This window comes from Halapricum desulfuricans, assembly GCF_017094525.1.
GTDB lineage: Archaea > Halobacteriota > Halobacteria > Halobacteriales > Haloarculaceae > Halapricum > Halapricum desulfuricans.
In genome coordinates this window covers 2,654,481-2,675,815 of the sequence record NZ_CP064788.1, presented here as the reverse complement: position 1 = coordinate 2,675,815, position 21,335 = coordinate 2,654,481, and the positions used below count along the sequence as shown (strand labels likewise).

General features: G+C 64.4%; 15 protein-coding genes, 1 tRNA gene and 2 pseudogenes. 14 read left to right on the top strand and 4 right to left on the bottom strand.

What is annotated here, in order from left to right; translation table 11 throughout:
• Position 1: 1 nt before the first annotated feature.
• On the bottom strand, positions 2-1,630 hold the full coding sequence (locus HSR122_RS13685) for a COG1361 S-layer family protein (RefSeq protein WP_229110360.1): 1,629 nt from the start codon (positions 1,628-1,630) through the stop codon (positions 2-4).
• Positions 1,631-1,823: 193 nt separating this feature from the next.
• Here HSR122_RS13685 and HSR122_RS13680 point away from each other — a divergent pair, with 193 nt between their 5' ends.
• The 6 genes and pseudogenes from HSR122_RS13680 to HSR122_RS13665 all read left to right on the top strand — a co-directional run bounded on the left by HSR122_RS13680 (position 1,824) and on the right by HSR122_RS13665 (position 10,773).
• Positions 1,824-2,432, top strand: a complete 609-nt coding sequence (locus tag HSR122_RS13680) for a TetR/AcrR family transcriptional regulator (protein WP_229110359.1) — start codon at positions 1,824-1,826, stop codon at positions 2,430-2,432.
• A 470-nt stretch (positions 2,433-2,902) separates the two neighbouring features.
• Positions 2,903-2,995, top strand: a pseudogene (locus HSR122_RS15075) (surface glycoprotein); the annotation flags it as partial.
• A 312-nt stretch (positions 2,996-3,307) separates the two neighbouring features.
• Positions 3,308-5,578 carry a BGTF surface domain-containing protein gene (locus tag HSR122_RS13675; protein ID WP_229110358.1) on the top strand — a complete coding sequence of 757 codons (2,271 nt, stop codon included), beginning with the start codon at positions 3,308-3,310 and terminating at the stop codon, positions 5,576-5,578.
• A gap of 285 nt (positions 5,579-5,863) precedes the next feature.
• Positions 5,864-5,959 (top strand): annotated as a pseudogene (locus HSR122_RS15070) (surface glycoprotein); the annotation flags it as partial.
• A gap of 1,335 nt (positions 5,960-7,294) precedes the next feature.
• A complete protein-coding gene (locus HSR122_RS13670) occupies positions 7,295-9,841 on the top strand; it encodes an Ig-like domain-containing protein (RefSeq protein WP_229110357.1) in 2,547 nt (848 codons plus the stop codon).
• 110 nt (positions 9,842-9,951) lie between these two features.
• Entirely contained in the window at positions 9,952-10,773 is an 822-nt protein-coding gene (locus HSR122_RS13665; protein ID WP_229110356.1) for a damage-control phosphatase ARMT1 family protein, read from the top strand.
• 14 nt (positions 10,774-10,787) lie between these two features.
• Here HSR122_RS13665 and HSR122_RS13660 read toward each other — a convergent pair whose 3' ends face one another.
• Positions 10,788-11,726, bottom strand: coding sequence for a transcription initiation factor IIB (locus HSR122_RS13660; protein WP_229110355.1), 939 nt, complete (start codon positions 11,724-11,726; stop codon positions 10,788-10,790).
• 204 nt (positions 11,727-11,930) lie between these two features.
• A complete protein-coding gene (locus HSR122_RS13655) occupies positions 11,931-13,721 on the bottom strand; it encodes an ABC1 kinase family protein (protein ID WP_229110354.1) in 1,791 nt (596 codons plus the stop codon).
• Positions 13,722-13,818: 97 nt separating this feature from the next.
• Between HSR122_RS13655 and HSR122_RS13650 the strand changes: the two genes are divergently transcribed.
• The 3 genes from HSR122_RS13650 (at position 13,819) to HSR122_RS13640 (ending at position 16,669) form a co-directional block, all read left to right on the top strand.
• Positions 13,819-15,084: a hypothetical protein gene (locus HSR122_RS13650; RefSeq protein WP_229110353.1), complete on the top strand. Its 1,266-nt coding sequence runs from the start codon at positions 13,819-13,821 to the stop codon at positions 15,082-15,084.
• Between the two features lie 107 nt (positions 15,085-15,191).
• The gene (locus HSR122_RS13645; protein WP_229110352.1) at positions 15,192-15,716 is read left to right on the top strand and encodes an amino acid-binding protein; all 525 of its coding nucleotides are present in this window, start codon (positions 15,192-15,194) and stop codon (positions 15,714-15,716) included.
• Positions 15,716-16,669, top strand: a complete 954-nt coding sequence (locus tag HSR122_RS13640; protein ID WP_229110351.1) for a homoserine dehydrogenase — start codon at positions 15,716-15,718, stop codon at positions 16,667-16,669. Before HSR122_RS13645 ends, HSR122_RS13640 begins: the two co-directional genes overlap by 1 nt.
• Positions 16,670-16,741: 72 nt before the next feature.
• On the opposite strand, the gene HSR122_RS13635 is transcribed toward HSR122_RS13640, so the two are convergent.
• Positions 16,742-17,332, bottom strand: a complete 591-nt coding sequence (locus HSR122_RS13635; RefSeq protein WP_229110350.1) for a hypothetical protein — start codon at positions 17,330-17,332, stop codon at positions 16,742-16,744.
• A 176-nt stretch (positions 17,333-17,508) separates the two neighbouring features.
• Between HSR122_RS13635 and HSR122_RS13630 the strand changes: the two genes are divergently transcribed.
• The 5 genes from HSR122_RS13630 (at position 17,509) to HSR122_RS13610 (ending at position 20,944) form a co-directional block, all read left to right on the top strand.
• Positions 17,509-18,036 (top strand): amino acid-binding protein, encoded by a 528-nt coding sequence (locus tag HSR122_RS13630; RefSeq protein WP_229110349.1) that lies wholly within the window; start codon positions 17,509-17,511, stop codon positions 18,034-18,036.
• Positions 18,036-18,992 (top strand): homoserine dehydrogenase, encoded by a 957-nt coding sequence (locus HSR122_RS13625; RefSeq protein WP_229110348.1) that lies wholly within the window; start codon positions 18,036-18,038, stop codon positions 18,990-18,992. The genes HSR122_RS13630 and HSR122_RS13625 overlap by 1 nt, the downstream gene beginning before the upstream one ends.
• A gap of 114 nt (positions 18,993-19,106) precedes the next feature.
• A complete protein-coding gene (tuf, locus tag HSR122_RS13620) occupies positions 19,107-20,378 on the top strand; it encodes a translation elongation factor EF-1 subunit alpha (protein WP_229110347.1) in 1,272 nt (423 codons plus the stop codon).
• Entirely contained in the window at positions 20,375-20,686 is a 312-nt protein-coding gene (rpsJ, locus tag HSR122_RS13615) for a 30S ribosomal protein S10 (RefSeq protein WP_229112221.1), read from the top strand. Before tuf ends, rpsJ begins: the two co-directional genes overlap by 4 nt.
• A 186-nt stretch (positions 20,687-20,872) precedes the next feature.
• A tRNA-Ala gene (locus HSR122_RS13610) sits at positions 20,873-20,944 on the top strand.
• The last annotated feature ends 391 nt before the right edge of the window (positions 20,945-21,335 follow it).

Sequence of the window (21,335 nt, the reverse complement as noted above, 5' to 3'; positions counted from 1 at the left end):
GTCAGCTCCTCCAGTACCAGAAGCCCCCGACCACGAGCACGACGAGTAACGCACCGATCGCGATCGCGATCACGGGGAGCCCCGAATCGCCCCCGTCTGTGACGGTGATCGGGAGGGTCACGGTATCGGCGTTCTTCGAGATGCCGTCGGCATCCTCGTAGTTGACGTCGAAATCGGTCGGATATACTTTCGCGACCGCGTCACCTGACGCGCTCAGCTGTAGCGTGACCGTCTCGGATTCGCCGGGCGCGAGCGAGCCGATGTAGCCTTCGTCTTCGGTACTATCCAGGGGATCGTCGACGAACATTCGCACGTTGACGTCGGAGACGGGTTCGTCGAGCTGGTTCGTCACCGTGGCCGTGACGGTCCGCTGGCCGCCGGCAGCGACGGTGTCGTCGTCGACCGCGATCGCGAACTGATCGCGGCGCGGCTCGATCGACGCGATCGCGTTCGCGGCCTCGTAGGCCCGTTTTTCGTTCTCGTCGTTGCGATAGGTGACTGCCATATCCAGCGACCGCGTGGTCGCCTTGCCGCTCGTGGTCACTTCCAGCGGCAACTCGAACGTGCCCGTCTCGCCGGGTTCGAGGTCGCCGATAGCGACGTTACTGACCGTCGGGACGATCGAAGTCGCCGACTCGTCAGCGTACTGGAGGACGACGTCGTTCACCGTACTCGGGCCCGTGTTCGTCACCGTGCCCCGGAGCTGTCCCTCTTCGCCGACCCGGAGCGTCGACGCAACCGTCTCGACCGCGAACGTCTGCTCGGCCAGCGGCCGCACGCCGACGGACAACCCTTTATGGACGCCCGGGATTCCGTCCGGGTCAGTGTACGTCACGGTTCCGGAAAGAGCGTAGTCGCGAGCGGTCGTGTCCGGAGGAACGGTCACGTCGTATTCGAGCGTCGTGTTGTCGCCCGGCGCGAGCGTGTCGACGCGGGCCGTGTCCGTCCGGACCTGTCCGAAGAGGAACGACGAACTCGTGGAGTCGAGCGCTAGCTGGACGTCATCGGCCGTCTGTGACCCGGTGTTCTGCAGGGTCACGTCCATCGTTCCCTGATCGCCTGATCGGACGTCGGTCGTGGCGTTCGTGATCTCGAAGCGCGGGGCGTCGTCGACGGTCACTTCGACCGTGCGCGTCACGGTCTCGGTGTCCTCGTTGATGACCGTCCCTCCGAGTCGAACGAGATCGGTGTATCTGTACGCCACTTCGACGTCGATCTCGTAGGTCCCCGGTTCGGTCCCTTCGGGGACCGTCAGTGCGATAGTCGACGATCCCGGCCGGGTGGTCGTCACCCCACCGATCGCCTGCTGGCCGGTCTCGACGGTCAGTGGTCCCTCCGCTTCGGCCTCGACGCGCACGTTGCGGGCGGTGGTCACCGTCTCCTGCATCTCGGGTGGACCGTAATGCATCTCCCCGCCGTTCGAGATCTGTAGATTAAGCCGGGCTGTCTCTCCGGGGAGGACCGTGTCTTCCGGTAGATGGACGTCGATATCCGGTTCGCCCTGAGCCACTCCCGTCGGTGCGGGTGGGTCGGTCGTCTGTGCCAGTCCGACGCCCGCAATCGCGACTGTCCCGGACAGTGCGATCGCGAGCGCCAGCGCGATCGTGACGGCTGATCGGCGCTGGCTCATCGAGTCGGCCTCCCGTGTGAGTGGGTTGTTGTCGGTCGATACCGATCGGACTGAGTCGACGGCAGCGCGGCCGTCGTCGCTAGTCGCTGCATGGTCCATCCTGCGGGTCAGAAACACAAAACGATTTTGTTCTTGCGTTCGTAGCGGGAGCTAGCATGAGCGCAAACGCCGGGCGATCGGGAGGTAGCGATCGATGAGCGGCTTTTCGAGCGCGGAGCGCGAACGGATCCGCCGCGACCTGATCGAGGCTGGCTCCGACCTGTTCTCGCGGCTGGGGCTCGAACGGACCCGGGTAACCGATCTGACCGACGAGGTCGGGATCGGGACGAGCACGTTCTACACGTTCTTCGACTCGAAAGGGGAGCTGTATCTGACCGTGCTGGACGACGAGATCGAGCGTCTCGCCCGGTCGTACACGGACGTCCTGCGCGATGAGCCCGATATCGAGTCGGAAGTCCGGGTCGGTCTGGAGATCCTCTTCGAGGAGCTCGAGACCAATCCGCTGTTCTATCGGTCGGTCGTCGAGAACGAACGCCAGCAGCTCCTGCGGAGCCTCGCGCCCGAGAGGCAACAGCAGTTCAAGGAGGGCGAGGACACGCTGCTCGTGTTGGCCGAGCGGTGGACGGACCATCCCCGGTTCCGGGTCGACGAGCCACAGGAGGTGGTCAACGTCCTCCGGATGCTCGCCCAGACGGTGCGGACCCGCGAGGCGTTCGAGACCTTGCGGTCGGTGGCGGCCTACGAAGCCGCCCGTGACGCCCTCATCGAGACGCTGGTCCGGGGCTTCGTCGAGCCTGCGTGAGCAGCAGGGACGGCGGATTCGATACACGGGATTCGGTGATACACGGGATTCGATACACGGGTGGTGATCACGCGCCCGCACGTGTGGAGGATCAATATCGATGTCAACGACAATTGCTCGCGGTTCGTGATACTGCCGGCTGTAACAAACTGAAGGAATTCGCCACCCCGGGGTGGCGAATATCTTTACGAACTTACAGCCGGCAGTATGACGACTCGGTTGGAATCGCCAGTTACGGCGGGATGTGGATCGGGGAATGTCGTCCGCCGGGATGGGTGGAGATCACCCGACTGGGGAGGGGCTTCGGGGCCCGAAATCGCCGGACGCGGCGTGTCAACGGATGCCAATATCGTTCAGAAAGTATTTATGGGTGGCACAGGAACCTCACGACGTACTGCCCGCTGCTAGTCGGGTCGCAGGTACGGTAGACCTGCAAAACTGCTAGCACAAACAGAACAACAACACAAACTATGACAAGCAAAACAGACAAGATACGCGCTCTCTTCCTGAGCGCGCTGATGGTACTCAGCGTCTTCGCTGGTGGCATCGCGCTCACAGGAAGTGCTGCGGCAGAAGGTGAGGCCGTGACTGTCGATGACATCGCCTCCGGTAGTGATGTCACTCAAGTTACAGTTACGGGTGTGAATGAGAATACGTCTGATACTGGTACTCAGTACGTTGCAATTTGGAACGTTACTGACGGGGAACTCGATACGGTCCTTGGTTTTACCAAGTTTACCGATATCACAGGAGATGAGGCGACTATCAAACTAGATACAGACATCACCGAGTCCACTGACATTGTAGCTGCGGTGCATCCGGGGGATGCTGAAGGTCCTAATAAGGACGTGATCTACACTTCAGACTCGGCCACAGTGACCATTGACGATGGTGACGAGCAGCCTGATAGCGTCGACGGGGAGCTCTTCTGGAGCGGCCAGGAAGTCGAAATCGACCTCTCCAGTGCGACTGACTCAGAAGGTGATGACGTTGTAGCTGGTGATACCATCGACGTCCGGTATATTACTGACCGCGACGACAGCGGAAATCCGGCCAACACTGGTCAGGCCCGCTCGTACACTGTCCGTGACGACGAGACGATCCTCGTCGAAACGGATCGTCTCCGTGGGGAAGGCTTCTACGCCCTCCGCTTCGATGGCAATTACTTTAACGCCTCAAATGGAGACTTTGATGATTCACTTACTGACGATGACATCGCCGAGTTCGAACTCCTCGTTCAGGACCTGAGCGCCGAATTCGACGATGACGATGACGAGGTCGGCAACGACGAGACCGTCGATGTCGACATCGAGTCGCTCCGCAAGGACTTCCAGGTCGAGATCAGCGGTGAACTCGACGGGAGCGAACTCAGTTACGAGGACCTCGAAGAGATCTTCCCGTCCGCCACGGAGGCAGTCGAGGAAGACGACGATCCGGACTACGTTGTCGTCCCAGCCACCGACGGTGAATCCTTCGAGGCTGACTTCGACGGCGAGGACGCCGGTGACTACGACTTCGACTTCGAAGTCGCCGACACGGACGCGGCCGACTCCGACTCGATCACGGTGACCGACGTCGGTGACGGCGAGGTCACGATCGAGAGTGTCGAGGACGTCGCTCAGGGTGACGTCACCGAGATGGTCCTGAGCTTCGACGGTGAAGCTGAGGGTGATGTTGGAACGATCGCCATCGGCGACTACGAGGAAGACGGGTACCAGCTGAACGCGACTGTCGAAGACGACGGTGACGGCGAAGTCATCGTCTACTTCGATACTTCGGCTGCCGGTACTGATACAGACGAGCAGCGTGTCTGGGCCGACAAAGAGGAAGAAGACGACAGTGTTAACGCCGAAAATGTCGTCGTCGAGAACGGCGACACTACGGAAGGCCTGAGCGAAGTGCTTGACACGGGTGGCTACACGGTCTCCTCCATCGTCGGTGATGGTGCGTACGCGGACGCCATCGACAGCCCGGACGATGTGGCGTCGCTGTTCGTTGAGGAGCCCTCGCTCGAGTCGCTGAACACCTGGACGATCTCGGACAGCAACGCGGGCGACATCGAGACGATCGGTGACGTCACCACGGCCGTCGAAGACGGCGAGCTGACCGAGTCGACCTCGCTTGCCACCGGCGACACGATGGTCGCCCAGATCAGCGGCTCCGGTCTTGAAGGCCTTGTCGAAGTTGACGAGGACTCCGTCGACGAGGACGGCGTCGTCGCGACTGACGACTTCACGGAAGCGCTCAATGTCTACGATGGCAGCCCGTCTGACGACGACGAGGCCAACCCTGAAGGCTTCGCGCTGACGCTGGAGCAGCTCAACCCTGGTTCCAACCAGGACGCCAACGAGCTTGACTTCAGGGATGACCTCGAAAAAGACGACCTCGAGGTCTTCTACGACGGTGAAGGCAACTGGTACGTCGTGGTCGACACGAACGACATTGCTGACAACCTTGACGAAGGCGACGGAGCGGTCGAAGACGGTGACGAGTTCGAGATGGAGTTCGCGCTCCAGGACGAATGGCTGCTCAACGCAGACCAGGATGACTGGGACGACGACGGGACGGACTTCTACGAGACGATGACGACCGAGTTCGAGATGGTCGATCCTGACGTCGAATTCGACACCGAGGAAGTCGATGACGAGGACTACGTGGTCGTCGAGAACGCCGAGAACCAGACGATCACCGGCACGACCACGCTCGCGCCCGGGACCGAGTTCGACGTCCGTGCCACCGGCACGGGTGACGCTGGGTACCTCAAGCAGATGAAGGACGTCGTCGTCCAAGCGGACGGCACGTTCAGCGCGACCTTCGACTTCAGCGACCGCCCGGTCGACGATGAATTCGAAGTGCGGACGACCGGCACTGGCTACACTCTGGACGACACGACTGACGGCGTAGTCGTCGACGCCGAGCCGGAACCGACGCCGGAACCGACGCCGGAGCCGACGCCGGAACCGACGCCGGAGCCGACGCCGGAACCGACGCCGGAACCGACGCCGGAGCCGACCGAGGAGCCGACCGAAGAACCGGCCGACACCACCACCGACGCAGGTGACGGTGACGGACCCGGCTTCGGTATCGCCGTCGCGCTCGTCGCGCTGCTCGGTGCTGCGATGCTCGCGGCCCGCCGCAACAACTAAGTCAGCAGCCGCTGACTCCTGACGATTTTTCATTTTTTCACGCCCGATAGCCACAGCACTCGTCGTGGCGCTGGCCAGTGTTGGCCCCGTGTTGTAGAGACCATTATTTTTATATCTAATCAAATATATGACTTGGACGTATCATACAATGACGACCGGTATACTCGACAACAGGTCTACGTATCCCAACGCCGAAACGCGCGTACCGGCGACCGGTGGATACTCTCTGGAGGGAACAGCGAACCCGCGTAGTGCGGGAGCGGCTCTCCCGCAGGAGGAAACAGCATGAATAGTAGCACAGGTGAGCAAGTCCGTGCGGTCTTCCTGGCCGCGCTGATGGTAATGTCGGTCTTCGTGATGGGCGCGTCGTTTGCCGGGAGTGCGGCGGCAGACGCAGATCTCAGCAATTACCAACAGCCTGATCCGGCAAACTTCGATTACGCAGTTACCAGTGACGGAAATGCACCTAGCGCAGGTGACTTCACTGCTGAAGAATCGTATCAAACGATAGGGGCAGCAGTACAGGCTGCTGATGACGCAGGTGATGGTCCGCACTCAATCCTCGTCTTCTCCGACACGACCGAGACGAATATCGATCAGTCTGGAGGGGACAGTGACAGCTCCAGTCCATATGGTGCGGACAATCCTGCAGTCATCATTGACGGGGACGTTGTTGATCAGGTAGCCTCATATGACGGGCCTGGAGAAACAACTATCACCTTCGATGGCTCTGGTGCCTCCGCTTCCACTGTCTTTGATATCAATGACGGCGCAGAAGTGCGCGGTCTCACTATCGGAGGCGATTGGAGACAAGCTGGTGTTGTTGCAGGTGAAGACGCCACAATAGAGTCCAACGTAATCGAAGACTCTACGGTACAGACCGAGACATTTGGAGACACCGTTCAGGTGGTCGGTGACGGCGTCACAATCACGAACAATGAGATTCAACTTTCAGATGACCACCAGTCACCGGTAGATCGGGCGAATTACGTCACTGGAATTCTGTTCACTGTCGATAGTGGCGATAATGCCGCTCAAGATGGTGTGGTCTCTGATAACACTATCGTAACCACCAACGCCGATGATGGTACTAACCCGGCTAAGGGTGTCGAAATCTCCAGCAGTTCAAGCGTCACCACACTCGAAGGTAATGACTTCTCGTCCGATATCGGCACGGAGGTCATCTATGTTGACGATCAAAGCGAGTTCAGGGAGGACGTTGTTGACAACAACCAATTCGACCGCGCCGCACAACGAACTGGTGACAGTGTTAGCGTCACCTCGGTAGCGAACTCCATTGATCTCGCTAACAGTGAGGCCAGCTCGGGAGAAACGATTGAGGTCTCGCCTGGCACCTACAACGAGAGAGTGAGCATCAACACGGAGGATGTCACGGTCGAATCGACGGACGGTGCTGGAGAGACGACTATTGACGCACCTAATTCGGAGCAGCCTGTGATTGATATTGATGTACCAGACGTAACGGTCTCTGGATTTAGCTTGGTGAACGACGGCGGTACTGGTGTCGAAGTAGCGTCTGATGTCGCCAGTAGTACCGTCGTCACTGAAAACAACATCGCTGATGTTTCCGAAGGTGTTTCTGTTGATGTTGATGGTCCAAATCTCAAGCAGACCTCAAGCAATGTCGATGCCACCTCGAACTGGTGGGGTGCAGTTGATGGACCGGGTGGAGATGGTCCCGGTAGCGGCGCGTCCGTGACCTCCAACGTAGAGTATGCACCGTGGACGGGCGAAGCGTTACCCGATACGACGCCCCCCGAGATCGATGCGGCCTCCGAGTACGAGGACTCCGCTACTGGTGAGAGCCGTCTCAAGATCAGCTTCAGTGAACCTCTCGATTCGACGGATGTTAGTAGTGATCTGTCGGTGTACGCTGACGGAAGCGAACTGAGCTATTCGAACGTGGACGCGGATGCCACGAACGGCGAAGTGACCGTGGAACTCGAACGGGACGTCACACCGAGCGAAGACCTCCTCGTGAATTTCACGTCACTCACTGACGCGGTCGGGAACACGAACGACTCGCCCGGTAACTTCACTGCGACCGCGACGGACGCGACGCTGGAAACCAACGGCCAACTCGCCTGGATCGGTCAGGAAGTCGCGATCGACCTGTCTGGCACCGGTGTTGCCCCCGGTGACCAGGTCGATGTTCGCATCGTGCAGGATCGAGGCAGTGACGGTGACCCAGTGACCACCGGTCAGGCCCGGTCGTACGAAGTTGGCAATGACTTGTTCATCAATGTGGAAACTGATCGCCTGCGCGGTGAGGGCTTCTACGTCCTTCGTTCGGGCGGACAGTTCCTCGCCGGTGGCAGCTTCAGTGCCTCCCCTGGGGAGGATATGACTGAGTTCGAGCTGCTAACGCAGGATCTGAGCGCCGAATTCGATGAGGACAACGATCAGGTCGGCAACGACGAGACCACCGCTATCGACATCGAGTCGCTGCGCCCCGAGTTCGATGTCGAGATCAGTGCCGAACTCGACGGCAGCGAAGTCGAGTACGACACGCTTGACGAGATCTTCCCGTCCGCCACGAAGGCAGTCGAGGAAGACGACGATCCGGACTACGTTGTCGTCCCAGCTGCGGATGGCGAGTCGATTGATGCTGACTTCGACGGCCAGGACGCCGGTGACTACGACTTCGACTTCGATGTCGCCGACACGGACGCGTCCGATTCCGACTCGATCACGGTGACCGACGTCGGTGACGGCGAGGTCACGATCGAGAGTGTCGAGGACGTCGCTCAGGGTGACGTCACCGAGATGGTCCTGAGCTTCGACGGCGAAGCTGAGGGTGATATCGGGACGCTCGCCATCGGCGACTACGAGGAAGACGGGTACCAGCTGAACGCGACCGTCGAAGACGACGGTGACGGCGAAGTCATCGTCTACTTCGACACCGCTGCTGCTGGTGACGGTACTCCCAAGGACGATGTGTGGGTCGACAAAGAGGAAGAAGACGACACCATTTCGGTTAAAGCCAGCGGCCAGGGCTGGGACGATCTGAGTTCCGTGCTTGACACGGGTGGCTACACGGTCTCCTCCATCGTCGGTGATGGTGCGTACGCGGACGCCATCGACAGCCCGGACGACGTGGCGTCGCTGTTCGTTGAGGAGCCCTCGCTCGAATCGCTGAACACCTGGACGATCTCGGACAGCAACGCGGGCGACATCGAGACGATCGGTGACGTCACCACGGCCGCCGAAGACGGCGAGCTGACCGAGTCGACCTCGCTTGCCACCGGCGACACGATGGTCGCCCAGATCAGCGGCTCCGGTCTTGAAGGCCTTGTCGAAGTTGACGAGGACTCCGTCGACGAGGACGGCGTCGCGACTGACGCCTTCTGGACCGCGCTTGAGGAATACGATTCCGATGTCGACTCTGACAACCTCGCCGATAACTTCGCGCTGACGCTGGAGCAGCTCAACCCTGGTTCCAACCAAGACGCCAACGAGCTTGACTTCAGGGATGACCTCGAAAAAGACGACCTCGAGGTCTTCTACGACGGTGAAGGCAACTGGTACGTCGTGGTCGACACGAACGCCATCGCTGACAACCTTGACGAAGGCGACAAAGTGGTCGAAGACGGTGACGAGTTCGAGATGGAGTTCGCGCTTCAGGACTCCTGGTTGCTTAACGAGGACGATGAAGACTGGGATGACGACGGGACGGACCTCTACGAGACGATGACGACCGAGTTCGAGATGGTCGATCCTGACGTCGAATTCGACACCGAGGAAGTCGATGACGAGGACTACGTGGTCGTCGAGAGCGCCGAGAACCAGACGATCACCGGCACGACCACGCTCGCGCCCGGGACCGAGTTCGACGTCCGTGCCACCGGCACGGGTGACGCTGGGTACCTCAAGCAGATGAAGGACGTCGTCGTCCAAGCGGACGGCACGTTCAGCGCGACCTTCGACTTCAGCGACCGCCCGGTCGACGATGAATTCGAAGTGCGGACGACCGGCACTGGCTACACTCTGGACGACACGACCGACGGCGTAGTCGTCGAGGCCGAGGAAGAGCCAACGCCGACGCCGGAACCGACGCCGGAACCGACGCCGGAGCCGACGCCGGAACCGACGCCGGAACCGACCGAGACCGAGGAGCCGACCGAAGAACCGGCCGACACCACCACCGACGCAGGTGACGGTGACGGACCCGGCTTCGGTATCGCCGTCGCGCTCGTCGCGCTGCTCGGTGCTGCGATGCTCGCGGCCCGCCGCAACAACTAAGTCAGCAGCCGCTGACTCCTGACGATTTTTCATTTTTTCACGCCCGATAGCCACAGCCCTCTCCGAGCGCGATCGTCGCTGTTTTCGTCCTCGCCGTGGACCGTCCGGACATGGACGCGAACCTGCAGTGTGCACCCTGTGTCCTGCGACAGACCCTCGAGACAGCCCAGCAGACCGACGCGAGCGACGCGACCCGCGAGCGCGTCCTGCGACGGGCGGCGGCGGCGATCAGCGAGATGTCGTTCGCGGCGACGCCGATGCAGATCGCCGCGCGAGCGCAGTCGATCGTCCGCGAGGAAACCGGCGACGGCGACCCGTTCGCCGAGCACAAACGCGTCGCAAACGAGACCGTCGAGGGCCTCGTGCCGGAGCTGCGGGCGGGCCTCGAACGCGCCGACGACCCCTTCGAACACGGCGTCCGGCTGGCGATCGCCGGCAACGTCATCGACGTCGGCCCGGGCCACGACGTCGACATTGAGGCGACGATCGAGGACGTCCTCGAGCAGCCCTTCGCGGTGGACCGACTCGACGAACTGCGTGCCGACCTCGAGACGGCCTCGGACGTGCTGTATCTGGCCGATAACGCCGGCGAGATCGTCCTCGATCGGCTGCTGATCGAACGCCTCGACGCCGACGTCGAGGTCGTCGTCAAGGACCGACCGTTTCTCAACGACGCGACGGCGGCGGAGGCGCGTGCCGTCGGGCTGGGGGACGTTGCGAGCGTGCGAACGCGCGGGGCCGACGGCGTCGGGACGATCTCCGAGCGGTTCGACCAGCGCCTCCGCGAGGCCGACGTCGTCATCAGCAAGGGCCAGGGCAACTACGAACTGTTCAGCGACGTCGACGCCGACGTCTACTTCCTGTTTCTGGTCAAGTGCGGCGTCGTCGCCGACAGCGTCGGCGCGCCGGAGGGGAGCATCGTCGTCGCGTGACCGCGACGCGACGGCTACGGGGACGCCGCGTTCCCGCCGGCGAGCACCTCCGGACAGCACGACGCGAACTCGTCGAACCGCGTGCGGACGGTCTCCGGGGAGACGTCGGCCGCCGCCGCGACCTCGGTCTGTCTGAGGTCCGCAGCGCAGCCGTCGAGTCGCGAGACGGTGTACAGCGCGCCGGCGGCGACGCCTTTCGGGTCGCGCCCGCTGTGAAGGTTCTCCGCGATCGCGGCCTCGAGAAGCCTGCGCGCCGACCGGACGGCCCGCTCGTCGAGGCCGAGCGCCGACCGCAACCGCGGGAGGTACACGGCCGCCGAGAGCGGGCCGACGGCGATTTTCAGTTCACGCTGGAGAAACCGGACGTCACGAACGACGGTGGTGTTGGGACACCGACTCGCGTTCGCCACTTCGGTGAGCGTCCGCACGACGTCGACCTGTCGGGCTCCCAGATAGACCGTCGCACCGGCGATCGACTCGTAGGCCCGGCCGTACAGCAGATGCTCCCCGAGTGCCCGCCGGAACAGCACGCTCGCGCTCGCACGGACGCTATCGGAGACATCCAGCACCGCGCACACGCGGGCGATCTCGGAGAGCCCCGGCCGGAGCGTCTCCTTGTTCGCCGCCCGGGCGGCCCGCCGGTGCTGTGTCCGCTGTCTGTGCAGGCGACGCCGCGTCCGGGCCGAGACGGGCCGTCCGCGTGCGTCCCGTCGCCGCCCCACTCGCGTGGTGAGCCGCTGGTTCGGACGTGCCGGACGCAATGGCGCACCAGTCCCGCGGCCGCCGTCGCGCGCTCGCGGCCGCGTCTGTCGCGGACGCCGGTCGGGCGGCGAGGCCTCGAGCACGAGCCCACACGCCTGACACACGCGTTCGGCTCCGCCTGTCACGCGACCGCCACACTCCGGGCAGGTGTCGATGCGACTGTCCGCAGACGACAGAGGTCCTCGATACATGTCTCACACGGCCGCCACGATCGGTACCGACAGGTCCCCACGACCTCCGCACGGCCACCCCCGTGACAGCATACAGCCGATGATAGAACGAAGAAACAGGTTAAAATTTCTGATTCCGTCCGAAACAGTTAGAAACCCGAAAAGAAATCCATCGGCCGTGCCCGGGACATCGAATCCGGTGGCTCGATCGGCGACGCGGTTCGCTCACCGGCCGCGCTGCCTTTCGCTGTCGCCCTGCTTTCGACCCCGGAGGCTACGCTGGGCCATCGTGGTGCCGGCCTGGACGTCCCGCCGCGGTCCGTCGGTCGCGAACGCTCGCTTCGTGAGCGCGCCGAGCACCAGCGCCGTGCCCCCGCCGATGGCCGCCCATGTCCCGTTGCCGACGCCGTACAGGCCCGCAGTGGCGACGACGGCGGCCGCGGTCGCGCTCCCGAACACGACCTGCCGGGCCAGCCGACCGAAGACGTCGTCGTCGGACTCGATATCCATCGAGATTCCGAGCGCGCCGCGTTCCTCGCGATCGAGGGCGGCGTCGACCTGTCCGGGGAGACGCCGCACGCTCCGTTCGAGATCGACCGCACGCGAGCGAAGTTCCTCGCGGACTCGCTCTGTCGTCGCCGTCTCAGTCGCGCGCTCGGCGACGTACTCCCTGACGACGCTGATGAAGTCGAACTCGGGGTCGAGCGTCCGACAGACCCCCTCGAGGACGCTCGAGACGCGGACGACCAGCGCGAGGTTCTGCGGGAGCCGTATCGGCATCTCCTGCATCGTCCCCTGGAACTGCTCGAACAGCTCGGCCACCTGGTACTGGCTGATGTCCTCGCCCCGGTAGCTGTCCAGCACGAGCCCGAACGCCTCCGTCATCAGCTGTCGGTCGGCGTTCGGATCGAGCGCGCCCATCGCGACGAACGCGTCGATCATCCGGTCGACGTCGTCCTCGGCGACGGCGACGTAGAACTCGAACAGTTGCTCGCGGGTCCGATCGTCGAGTCGCCCCGCCATCCCGAAGTCGTAGAAGACGATCGTCCCGTCGGGCTGGACCGCCAGATTCCCTGGATGGGGATCGGCGTGAAAGAGCCCGTGCTCGGCGATCATCCTGATGTAGGCGTCTTCCAGCCGTTCGACGACCGTCGACCGGTCGATCCCCTCGCGTTCGAGCGCGTCGAGGTCGGTGATCTTGATCCCGTCGACGTATTCCATGACGAGTACGCGGTCGGTCAAGTACTCGTGTTCGACCTCAGGGAGGCGGATCTTCGGGTCGTCGGCGAAGTTCTCGGCGATCCGCTCGAGGGTCTGTGCCTCCAGCTCGTAGTCCATCTCCCGGCGGATCGAGGCCGCGAACTCCTCGGTGAGGTTCTCAAGCGTGAACTGCTGGGATCGGGGTGCAAACCTGGCAAGCACCGGGACGAGCACCGACAGCACGCGGATGTCGGCCTCGACGCGTCGTCTGATGCCCGGCCGCAGGACCTTCACCGCCACGCGCTGGCCGTCGAGGTTCGCGGTGTAGACCTGCCCGAGGCTCGCCCCGCTAATCGGCTCGCGGTCGAACGAGTCGAAGACCGACTCGACGTCGCCGATCTCCCCCTCCAGCAACGGTTCGACCTCTGTCCAGGGGTCAGGCGGCACCCGGTCCTGCAGTCGGGAGAGCACGTCCACGTACGCCCGCGGGAGCACGTCCGGGCGCGTCGAGAGCAGTTGCCCGAGCTTGATGAACGTCGGGCCGAGCGAGACGAACGCCGAGAGCAGGTACTCGGCCCGCTCGCGGCGCTGTTCGTCCGAGACGTCACGCCGGCCGCCGAAAAGCAGGTACCGACGACGGTCGCGCCACCAGGCGATCGCAAGCGGCAGGAACGTCCTGACGACGACCAGCAGCCGCCACAGCGCCCGAAGCCGGACACCCGTCCCGGTCGCCGAGGCGGCCTGCAGACCGGCGGCTGGAGCCTCCGATTCAGCACTCGATCGCTCGGCGGTCCGCCCCGACGACTCAGGCTGCATCGCGTTGGTGTCTCCACGTGCCGGCCGGCCTTGTAGGTTGGCTCTCGGCCGCGATCGACCAGTAGAACCATACTCGTGGCGTCTCGATATCGTGACTATGCGTCGCAGCGTCAGGATAGCCGGGACGATACTCGCGCTGGCGGTCGTCTTCGGCGCGGTTCTCGTCGTGTTCACGACCCCGACGGTACAGACGCTGCCACCCGAGACGGCCGACAGCGACGAGCGCGAGCTGTTCCGCTTCGAGGGCGACGACAGCGGCGTCTGGACGTATCTCAGCCCCAGCCGGGAGTTCAGAAAGCGCAGCCCGATCAACGTGGTCGTCCGCGAGGACGCCGACACCGTCGTCGAGCTGCTGCGCTCGAGCGACGAGCATACCTGGAACCGGACTGACGAGACACAGCGACCGGCCGAGCCGACCGATCCGGTCCCCGAGGGGTTCAACCTCACCGGGACGACAATCGAGTGGGGCGAGACGACCGGGACTGCCCGCTACGCCTACGTCCACGACGGGGAGTCCGGCGAGTGGATCCGCGAGACCGACCAGCTCCACAACGGGGATTACTACGGCTACCGGACGCACATCCGCCTCTACGAGTCCCCGGTTCCCGACGAGGAGCCGTGGGTCGCCATGCAGGTGCATACCGAGCACTTCGACTGGTTCACGCTCCGCCACGCCGTCGACGGCGTCCAGCGGGGGCAACGACAGGTCGAACGGGATCTCATGTCCGAACCGTACGTCGAGCGCGTCTGGCGGGCGTATCTCGACAACGACGGGCCCTCGGACGCCGACGGCTGGGCGACGGTCGTCGAGCTGTTCGTCGCGATTCCCGTCGGGCTCGGACTCGTCTCCGCACGGGAGCTCTGGCGACAGCGACTCACCGCGGTCGATCGCAGGCGGATCCGGGCGGTCGTCGACCGGGTGACCGTTCGTCACGGCCTGCTTTTTGGCAGTATCGTCGCGCTCGTGCTGGGCGTTCGCGCTGCCGGCGTCCTGCTGGAGTGGTACGTGCCCGCCCTGTCGATGCACGCGATCGCAGCCCTGCTGTATCCGTTCGTTGCGGTCGGGATTCCGATCGTGACCTACGCGTTCGCCAGCGGCATCCGGCGACGGATGGACGCCGCTGTCACGGGTGCGAGCGCGCTCTCGGTCGCGTTCTTCCTGGATTACGGCTATCTCGGCGTCGAGGTGCTGCCGATCGAGATCGTCCTCCAGCGGGTGGGGGTCGTCCTGGCGCTGGGGCTGATCGCCGGCGGGGCCGCCCAGCGCGCGACCGCCGACACCCACCGGAACCGCCTGCTCGTCGCCGGGCTCCTGCTGTGGGCCGGGCTGTTGCTCGGGACGCTGTTCGAGTATATCGGCTAGAGCCGTGGCCGACACCTCGCACAGCGCCCCAGAGACGAAATTGACTTACAATCGCCGCGACCAGTTGAACCCAACATGAGCGTTTCCGATCCCGGGGTGAGCGTCCGATGAGCGAGGCGCGCACCCAGTCCTACACGGTTCGACTCGAACTGGCCGACGAGCCTGGTGAACTGCTGGCCGCGCTGGAGCCGATCGCCGACAACGGCGGGAACCTGCTGTCGATCTTCCACGAGCGGGGCAACCTCACCCCTCGGGGTCGGATCCCCGTGGAGGTGGACCTGGAGGCGACGCCGGAGCGGTTCGAGACGATCGTCGAGGCGCTGCGCGAGGCCGGCGTCAACGTCGTTCAGGCCGGGCAGGAACGCTACAGCGAGGAACTGACAGTCTTGCTGGTCGGCCATCTCGTCGATACCGATCTGTCGGACACGCTCTCGCAACTGCGCGCTGAGAACGGTGCCGTCGCGGACCTGTCGCTGTCCGCGCCGGAAGGTGCCGAGAGCGAGTCCAGCGCCCGACTCCGGCTGAAGACCGATCAGGGTGCCGTCGAGGAGACGCTCGCGGCCGTGCGGCAGGTGGCCGAGGAGAAGGACCTGCGCGTCATCGAGCCGCTGGCGGCGGGAGGTGGTGTCTGATGCGGCTGGCGATCGTCGGGACCGGCACCGTCGGGGGTTCCGTCGCGGAACTCGCCAGCGAGTACGAGCACGAAGTCACCGCGATGGCCAACGTCGAGGCGGCGACGATCGACGCCGACGGGATCGACGTCGAGGCCGCGCTCGAACGCCAGCAGGAGGGCGAGCGCCACCTCGGCGAGGCCGACCCGGAAGACGCGCTGGCGGCCGAGTACGATGTGCTCGTCGAGGCGACGCCGGTCACGCTGGGCGACGCCCAGCCTGGCTTTGGCCACGTCGAGCGTGCGCTCGAACGGGACCGCCACGTCGTGCTGGCCAACAAGGGGCCGATGGCCGAACGCTACGGCGAGGTGATGGCGCTGGCCGAGGACAGCGCTGGCGAGGTCCGGTTCGAGGCGACGGTGGGCGGTGCGATCCCGGTGCTGTCGACGATCGAGGACTACGGTCCGGCGACGATCACCGCCGCCCGGGGCGTGCTCAACGGGACCGCGAACTTCATCCTCTCGCGGATGGCCAACGCCGGGCTCGGCTACGAGCACGTGCTGGCGGAGGCCCAGGACCTGGGCGTCGCCGAGACCGATCCCGCGTTCGACGTGGAGGGGACCGACGCCGCGCTGAAGTGCGTCATCCTGGCGAACGTCCTCGCGGAGGATCGGGAGTACACCCTCGCGGACGCGACAGTCGAGGGAATCAGGGACATCCCCGAGAGCGCGCTGGAACTGGCCCAGGAGGACGGCCGGACGATCCGGCTGATCGGCGAGGTCGCGGGCGGGGAGATCCGCGTGGGGCCGCGGCTGGTCCCCGAACACAGCGAACTCGCGGTCACGGGGACGACCAACATCGTCCAGCTGGAGACCGAAAACGCCGGCCGACTCAACCTCTCGGGGCGGGGTGCCGGCGGCCCCGAGACCGCGACGGCGATGCTCGCGGACGTGGGTCGGCTCCCGCCGCTCTGACAGCCGTCACGCGACTCCGAGCAGCGATTTCTCACCGCCCGGCTGCACGCCGACAGCGTGCCGAAACGCCGTTCACGTCCGCTGGGTGTGGCCGGTTTCTCTCGCTGAATCGAAATAGAAACCGGTGACAGCACCGCCGATCGCACCGAGCGCGATCGGGTAGACGACACCCGCGATCACGAGCGCGCGGAGCGGACTGGGCGCCACGCCGCCCTGGGTGGCGACGAAGAGCCCGAGGACCACGAGCGGGACATACCCGAGTGTGAGCGTGGCGCCGGCCATCGCTCCGTCCCTGGCCGTCCTCGCGCCGGCGAAACGTGCCATCGCCACGCCCCCGATCAGGAGGACGACGACGGGCACGAGATAGAGGTACTCGACGCCGAGCAGTTCGACTGTGTCGATGAGGTCGCCGCCGGCCCAGCGATCGCCGCCCGGGCCGAATACCTCGGGCGTCCGCGTGCCGACGAAATGACTGTCATAAAACACCCACAGGACCGCCCGCCAGTCCGGCACACCGCCGCCGAAGACCCCGCCGATCGTGAGATCCGCGATCTTTGCGCCGGCGAAGATCCACGTGAGCAGATAGCCAGCGACGAAACCGACAGCGCCGGCGACCGCCCCGCGGGCGAGTTCGGCGTTACGAGTTCGTGATCGTATATCCATGCCCATATGTTGGCTGTCTAAGGTGATAGGTGTATGCTATTTCGGAGCGCGGTGTCGAGCGAAGACGATACGTCTGGTTTGTGGCGACCGCCACCGGTTTCTCGTCCGAACTTTCTTGACGGCGTCCGGCGTACGCCAGGTAGCATGAACCCGATCGAGAGCGGGGTGAGCGTCCGATGAGCGAGACGCGAACCCAGGCCTACACCGTGCGACTGGAGCTGGTCGACGAACCAGGGGAACTGCTCCGAGCGCTGGAACCGATCGCCGACAACGGCGGGAACCTGCTGTCGATCTTCCACGAGCGGGGCAACGTCACGCCGCGCGGTCGGATCCCCGTGGAGGTGGACCTGGAGGCGACGCCGGAGCGGTTCGAGACGATTGTCGAGGCGCTGCGCGAGGCCGGCGTCAACGTCGTTCAGGCCGGCCAGGAACGCTACAGCGAGGAGCTGACGATCGTCCTCGTGGGCCATCTCGTCGACACCGACCTCTCGGATACGCTCTCGCGGTTGCGGACGGAAGCGAACAGCCGCGTCGCGGACCTGTCGCTGTCCGCACCCGAGGGAACTGACGACGAGTCGAGTGCCCGACTCCGGCTGAAGGCCGATCAGGGTGCCGTCGAGGAGACGCTCGCGGCCGTGCGGACGGTCGCCGACGAGAAGGAGCTGCGCGTGATCGAGCCGCTGGCGGCGGGAGGTGGCGTCTGATGCGGCTGGCGATCGCAGGCGCCGGTGCTGTCGGTCGCTCGGTCGCGCAACTGGCCGGCGATGACGGGCACGACGTCACCGCGATAGCCGACTCGCGTTCGGCCGCGGTCGACCCCGACGGTCTCGACATCGACGCCGTCCTCGAACGCAAGGACAGCGAGGGCGCTGTCGGGACGGCAGATCCGGAAGACGCGCTGGCGGCCGAGTACGACGCGCTCGTGGAGGCGACGCCGACGACGCTGGGCGACGCCCAGCCTGGCTTTGGTCACGTCGAGCGTGCGCTCGAACGGGACCGCCACGTCGTGCTGGCCAACAAGGGGCCGGTCGCAGAGCGCTACGGCGAGGTGACGGCGCTGGCCGAGGACAGCGCTGGCGAGGTTCGGTTCGAAGCGACGGTGGGCGGTGCGATCCCGGTGCTGTCGACGATTGAGGACTACGGCCCGTCGACGATCACCGCCGCCCGGGGCGTGCTCAACGGGACCGCGAACTTCGTCCTCTCGCGGATGGCCGCGGAGGGGCTCGGCTACGAGCACGTGCTGGCGGAGGCCCAGGACTTGGGCGTCGCCGAAGCGGACCCGTCCTTCGACGTGGAGGGGACCGACGCCGCGCTGAAGTGCGTCATCCTGGCGAACGTCCTCGCGGAGGATCGGGAGTACACACTCGCTGACGCGACCGTCGAGGGGATCGACGCGATCCCGCCCAGCGCGCTGGAACTGGCCCGCGAGGACGGCCGGACGATCCGGCTGATCGGCGAGGTTGCGGGCGGGGAGATCCGCGTGGGGCCGCGGCTGGTCCCCGAACAGGCCGACCTCGCGGTTACGGGGACGACCAATATCGTCCAGCTGGAAACCGAAAACGCCGGCCGACTCAACCTCTCGGGGCGGGGTGCTGGCGGCCCGGAAACTGCGACGGCGATACTGGCCGATATTAATCGCCTTCCCCGGCCCGATCCGTGACAGCAGTTCCCAAATCGCCAGACAGCAACGGGATACCGCTTACGCCGTATCGAAACGGTTTTAATTGCTTCTGCCGAATGATTCCGATACAGCGCCTCTGCGCGTGAGATACCAATGAGTGAGGACAAACCGCACCAGAACCTGGCCATTATCGGCCACGTCGACCACGGAAAGAGTACGATGGTCGGGCGACTCCTGTTCGAGACAGGGTCCGTCCCCGAGCACGTCATCGAACAGTACCGCGAGGAAGCAGAAGAGAAGGGCAAGGGCGGCTTCGAGTTCGCCTACGTCATGGACAACCTCGCCGAGGAGCGCGAGCGCGGGGTCACCATTGACATCGCCCACCAGGAGTTCGACACCGACGAGTACTACTTCACCATCGTCGACTGTCCCGGGCACCGCGACTTCGTGAAGAACATGATCACGGGCGCGAGCCAGGCCGACAACGCCGTGCTCGTGGTCGCCGCCGACGACGGCGTCCAGCCCCAGACCCAGGAGCACGTCTTCCTCTCGAAGACGCTGGGTATCGACGAACTCATCGTCGCCGTCAACAAGATGGACCTCGTCGACTACAGCGAGTCCGATTACAAGCAGGTCGTCGAAGAGGTCAAGCAGCTGCTCAACCAGGTGTCGTTCGACACCGACGACGCGAGCTTCATCCCGACCTCGGCCTTCGAGGGCGACAACGTCGAGTCCGCTTCGGACAACACGCCCTGGTACGACGGCCCGACCCTGCTGGAAGCGCTCAACAACCTGCCGGAGCCCCAGCCGCCGACGGACGCGCCGCTGCGACTGCCGATCCAGGACGTCTACACGATCTCCGGCATCGGGACCGTTCCCGTCGGACGGATCGAGACCGGGACGATGAACCCCGGCGACAACGTCAGCTTCCAGCCCTCGGACGTCGGTGGCGAGGTCAAGACCATCGAGATGCACCACGAGGAAGTCGACAGCGCGGGCCCCGGCGACAACGTCGGGTTCAACGTCCGCGGTATCGGCAAGGACGACATCCGCCGCGGCGACGTCTGTGGTCCGGCCGACGACCCGCCGACGGTCGCCGAGACCTTCCAGGCGCAGATCGTCGTCATGCAGCACCCCAGCGTGATCACGGCCGGTTACACGCCGGTCTTCCACGCCCACACCGCACAGGTCGCCTGTACGGTCGAGTCCATCGACAAGAAGATCGACCCCTCCTCCGGCGAGGTCGCCGAGGAGAACCCCGACTTCATCCAGTCGGGTGACGCGGCGGTCGTCACCGTTCGGCCGCAGAAGCCGCTCAGCATCGAGCCGTCCAGCGAGATCCCCGAGCTCGGGTCCTTCGCCATCCGTGACATGGGTCAGACCATCGCGGCAGGGAAGGTCCTGAGCGTTCAAGAGCGCGAATAATGCAGCAAGCACGCGTTCGGCTCGCGGGCACGAACCCGGACGATCTGGACGACATCTGCGACGACGTCCGCGAGATCGCCAACAAGACCGGCGTCAAGCTCAGCGGGCCCGTCCCGCTGCCGACCAAGACGCTGGAAGTGCCTGCCCGGAAGTCGCCCGACGGCGAAGGGACGGCGACCTGGGAGCACTGGGAGATGCGCGTCCACAAGCGGCTGATCGACATCGACGCCGACGAACGGGCGCTCCGCCAGCTGATGCGCATCCAGGTGCCCAACGACGTCTCGATCGAGATCGTGCTCGAGGACTGATAGTGACCGTTGTACCGATGTACCGGTGCAACCGCACGACTGCGTGCGGACGATCCGGGACAGACTTACAACGGTCACTATGACGACGCTTGGGAGTCAAGCGGCACCGCGCCGTTCGGAACGCGGGTCTCACGCGCAGGGGAATCGCATCATTCAAACGCCTGCGCTTCGTGGGACGACATACGCGGGCCGGTAGATCAGTGGCAGATCGCTTCCTTCGCAAGGAAGAGGCCCGGGGTTCAAATCCCCGCCGGTCCATATTTGCTGTCGCTCGCAAACCGCGAGCGACGCAAATCTGAGAGGCGGGATGTGAATGAGAGAACACGCAGCGCCGAGCAACGCGAGGCGATCGTCTTCCTCAGTTCAAATCCCCGTCGTCCTCACGAGCGTCGTGAGCGAGTGAGGGCTCGAAAGACGAACGGAGTGAGTCTTTCGGTGGACCACTACCACTTTTTACTTCGTCGGGTGTCCTCGGGCCTTCGGCCCTGCGGGCACCACTCCTCGTAAAAACGTGGCGAAAAACTGCCGGCCACTCGGCCGTCGGCCTCGTGTCCGGTGAACCGCGCGGCGCGGATGCTTGTTGCTGCCGCGCGGACTCACCGGCGAGGACCACGAGACGCGAGGCGACTTCGAACCCACACGCTTATAT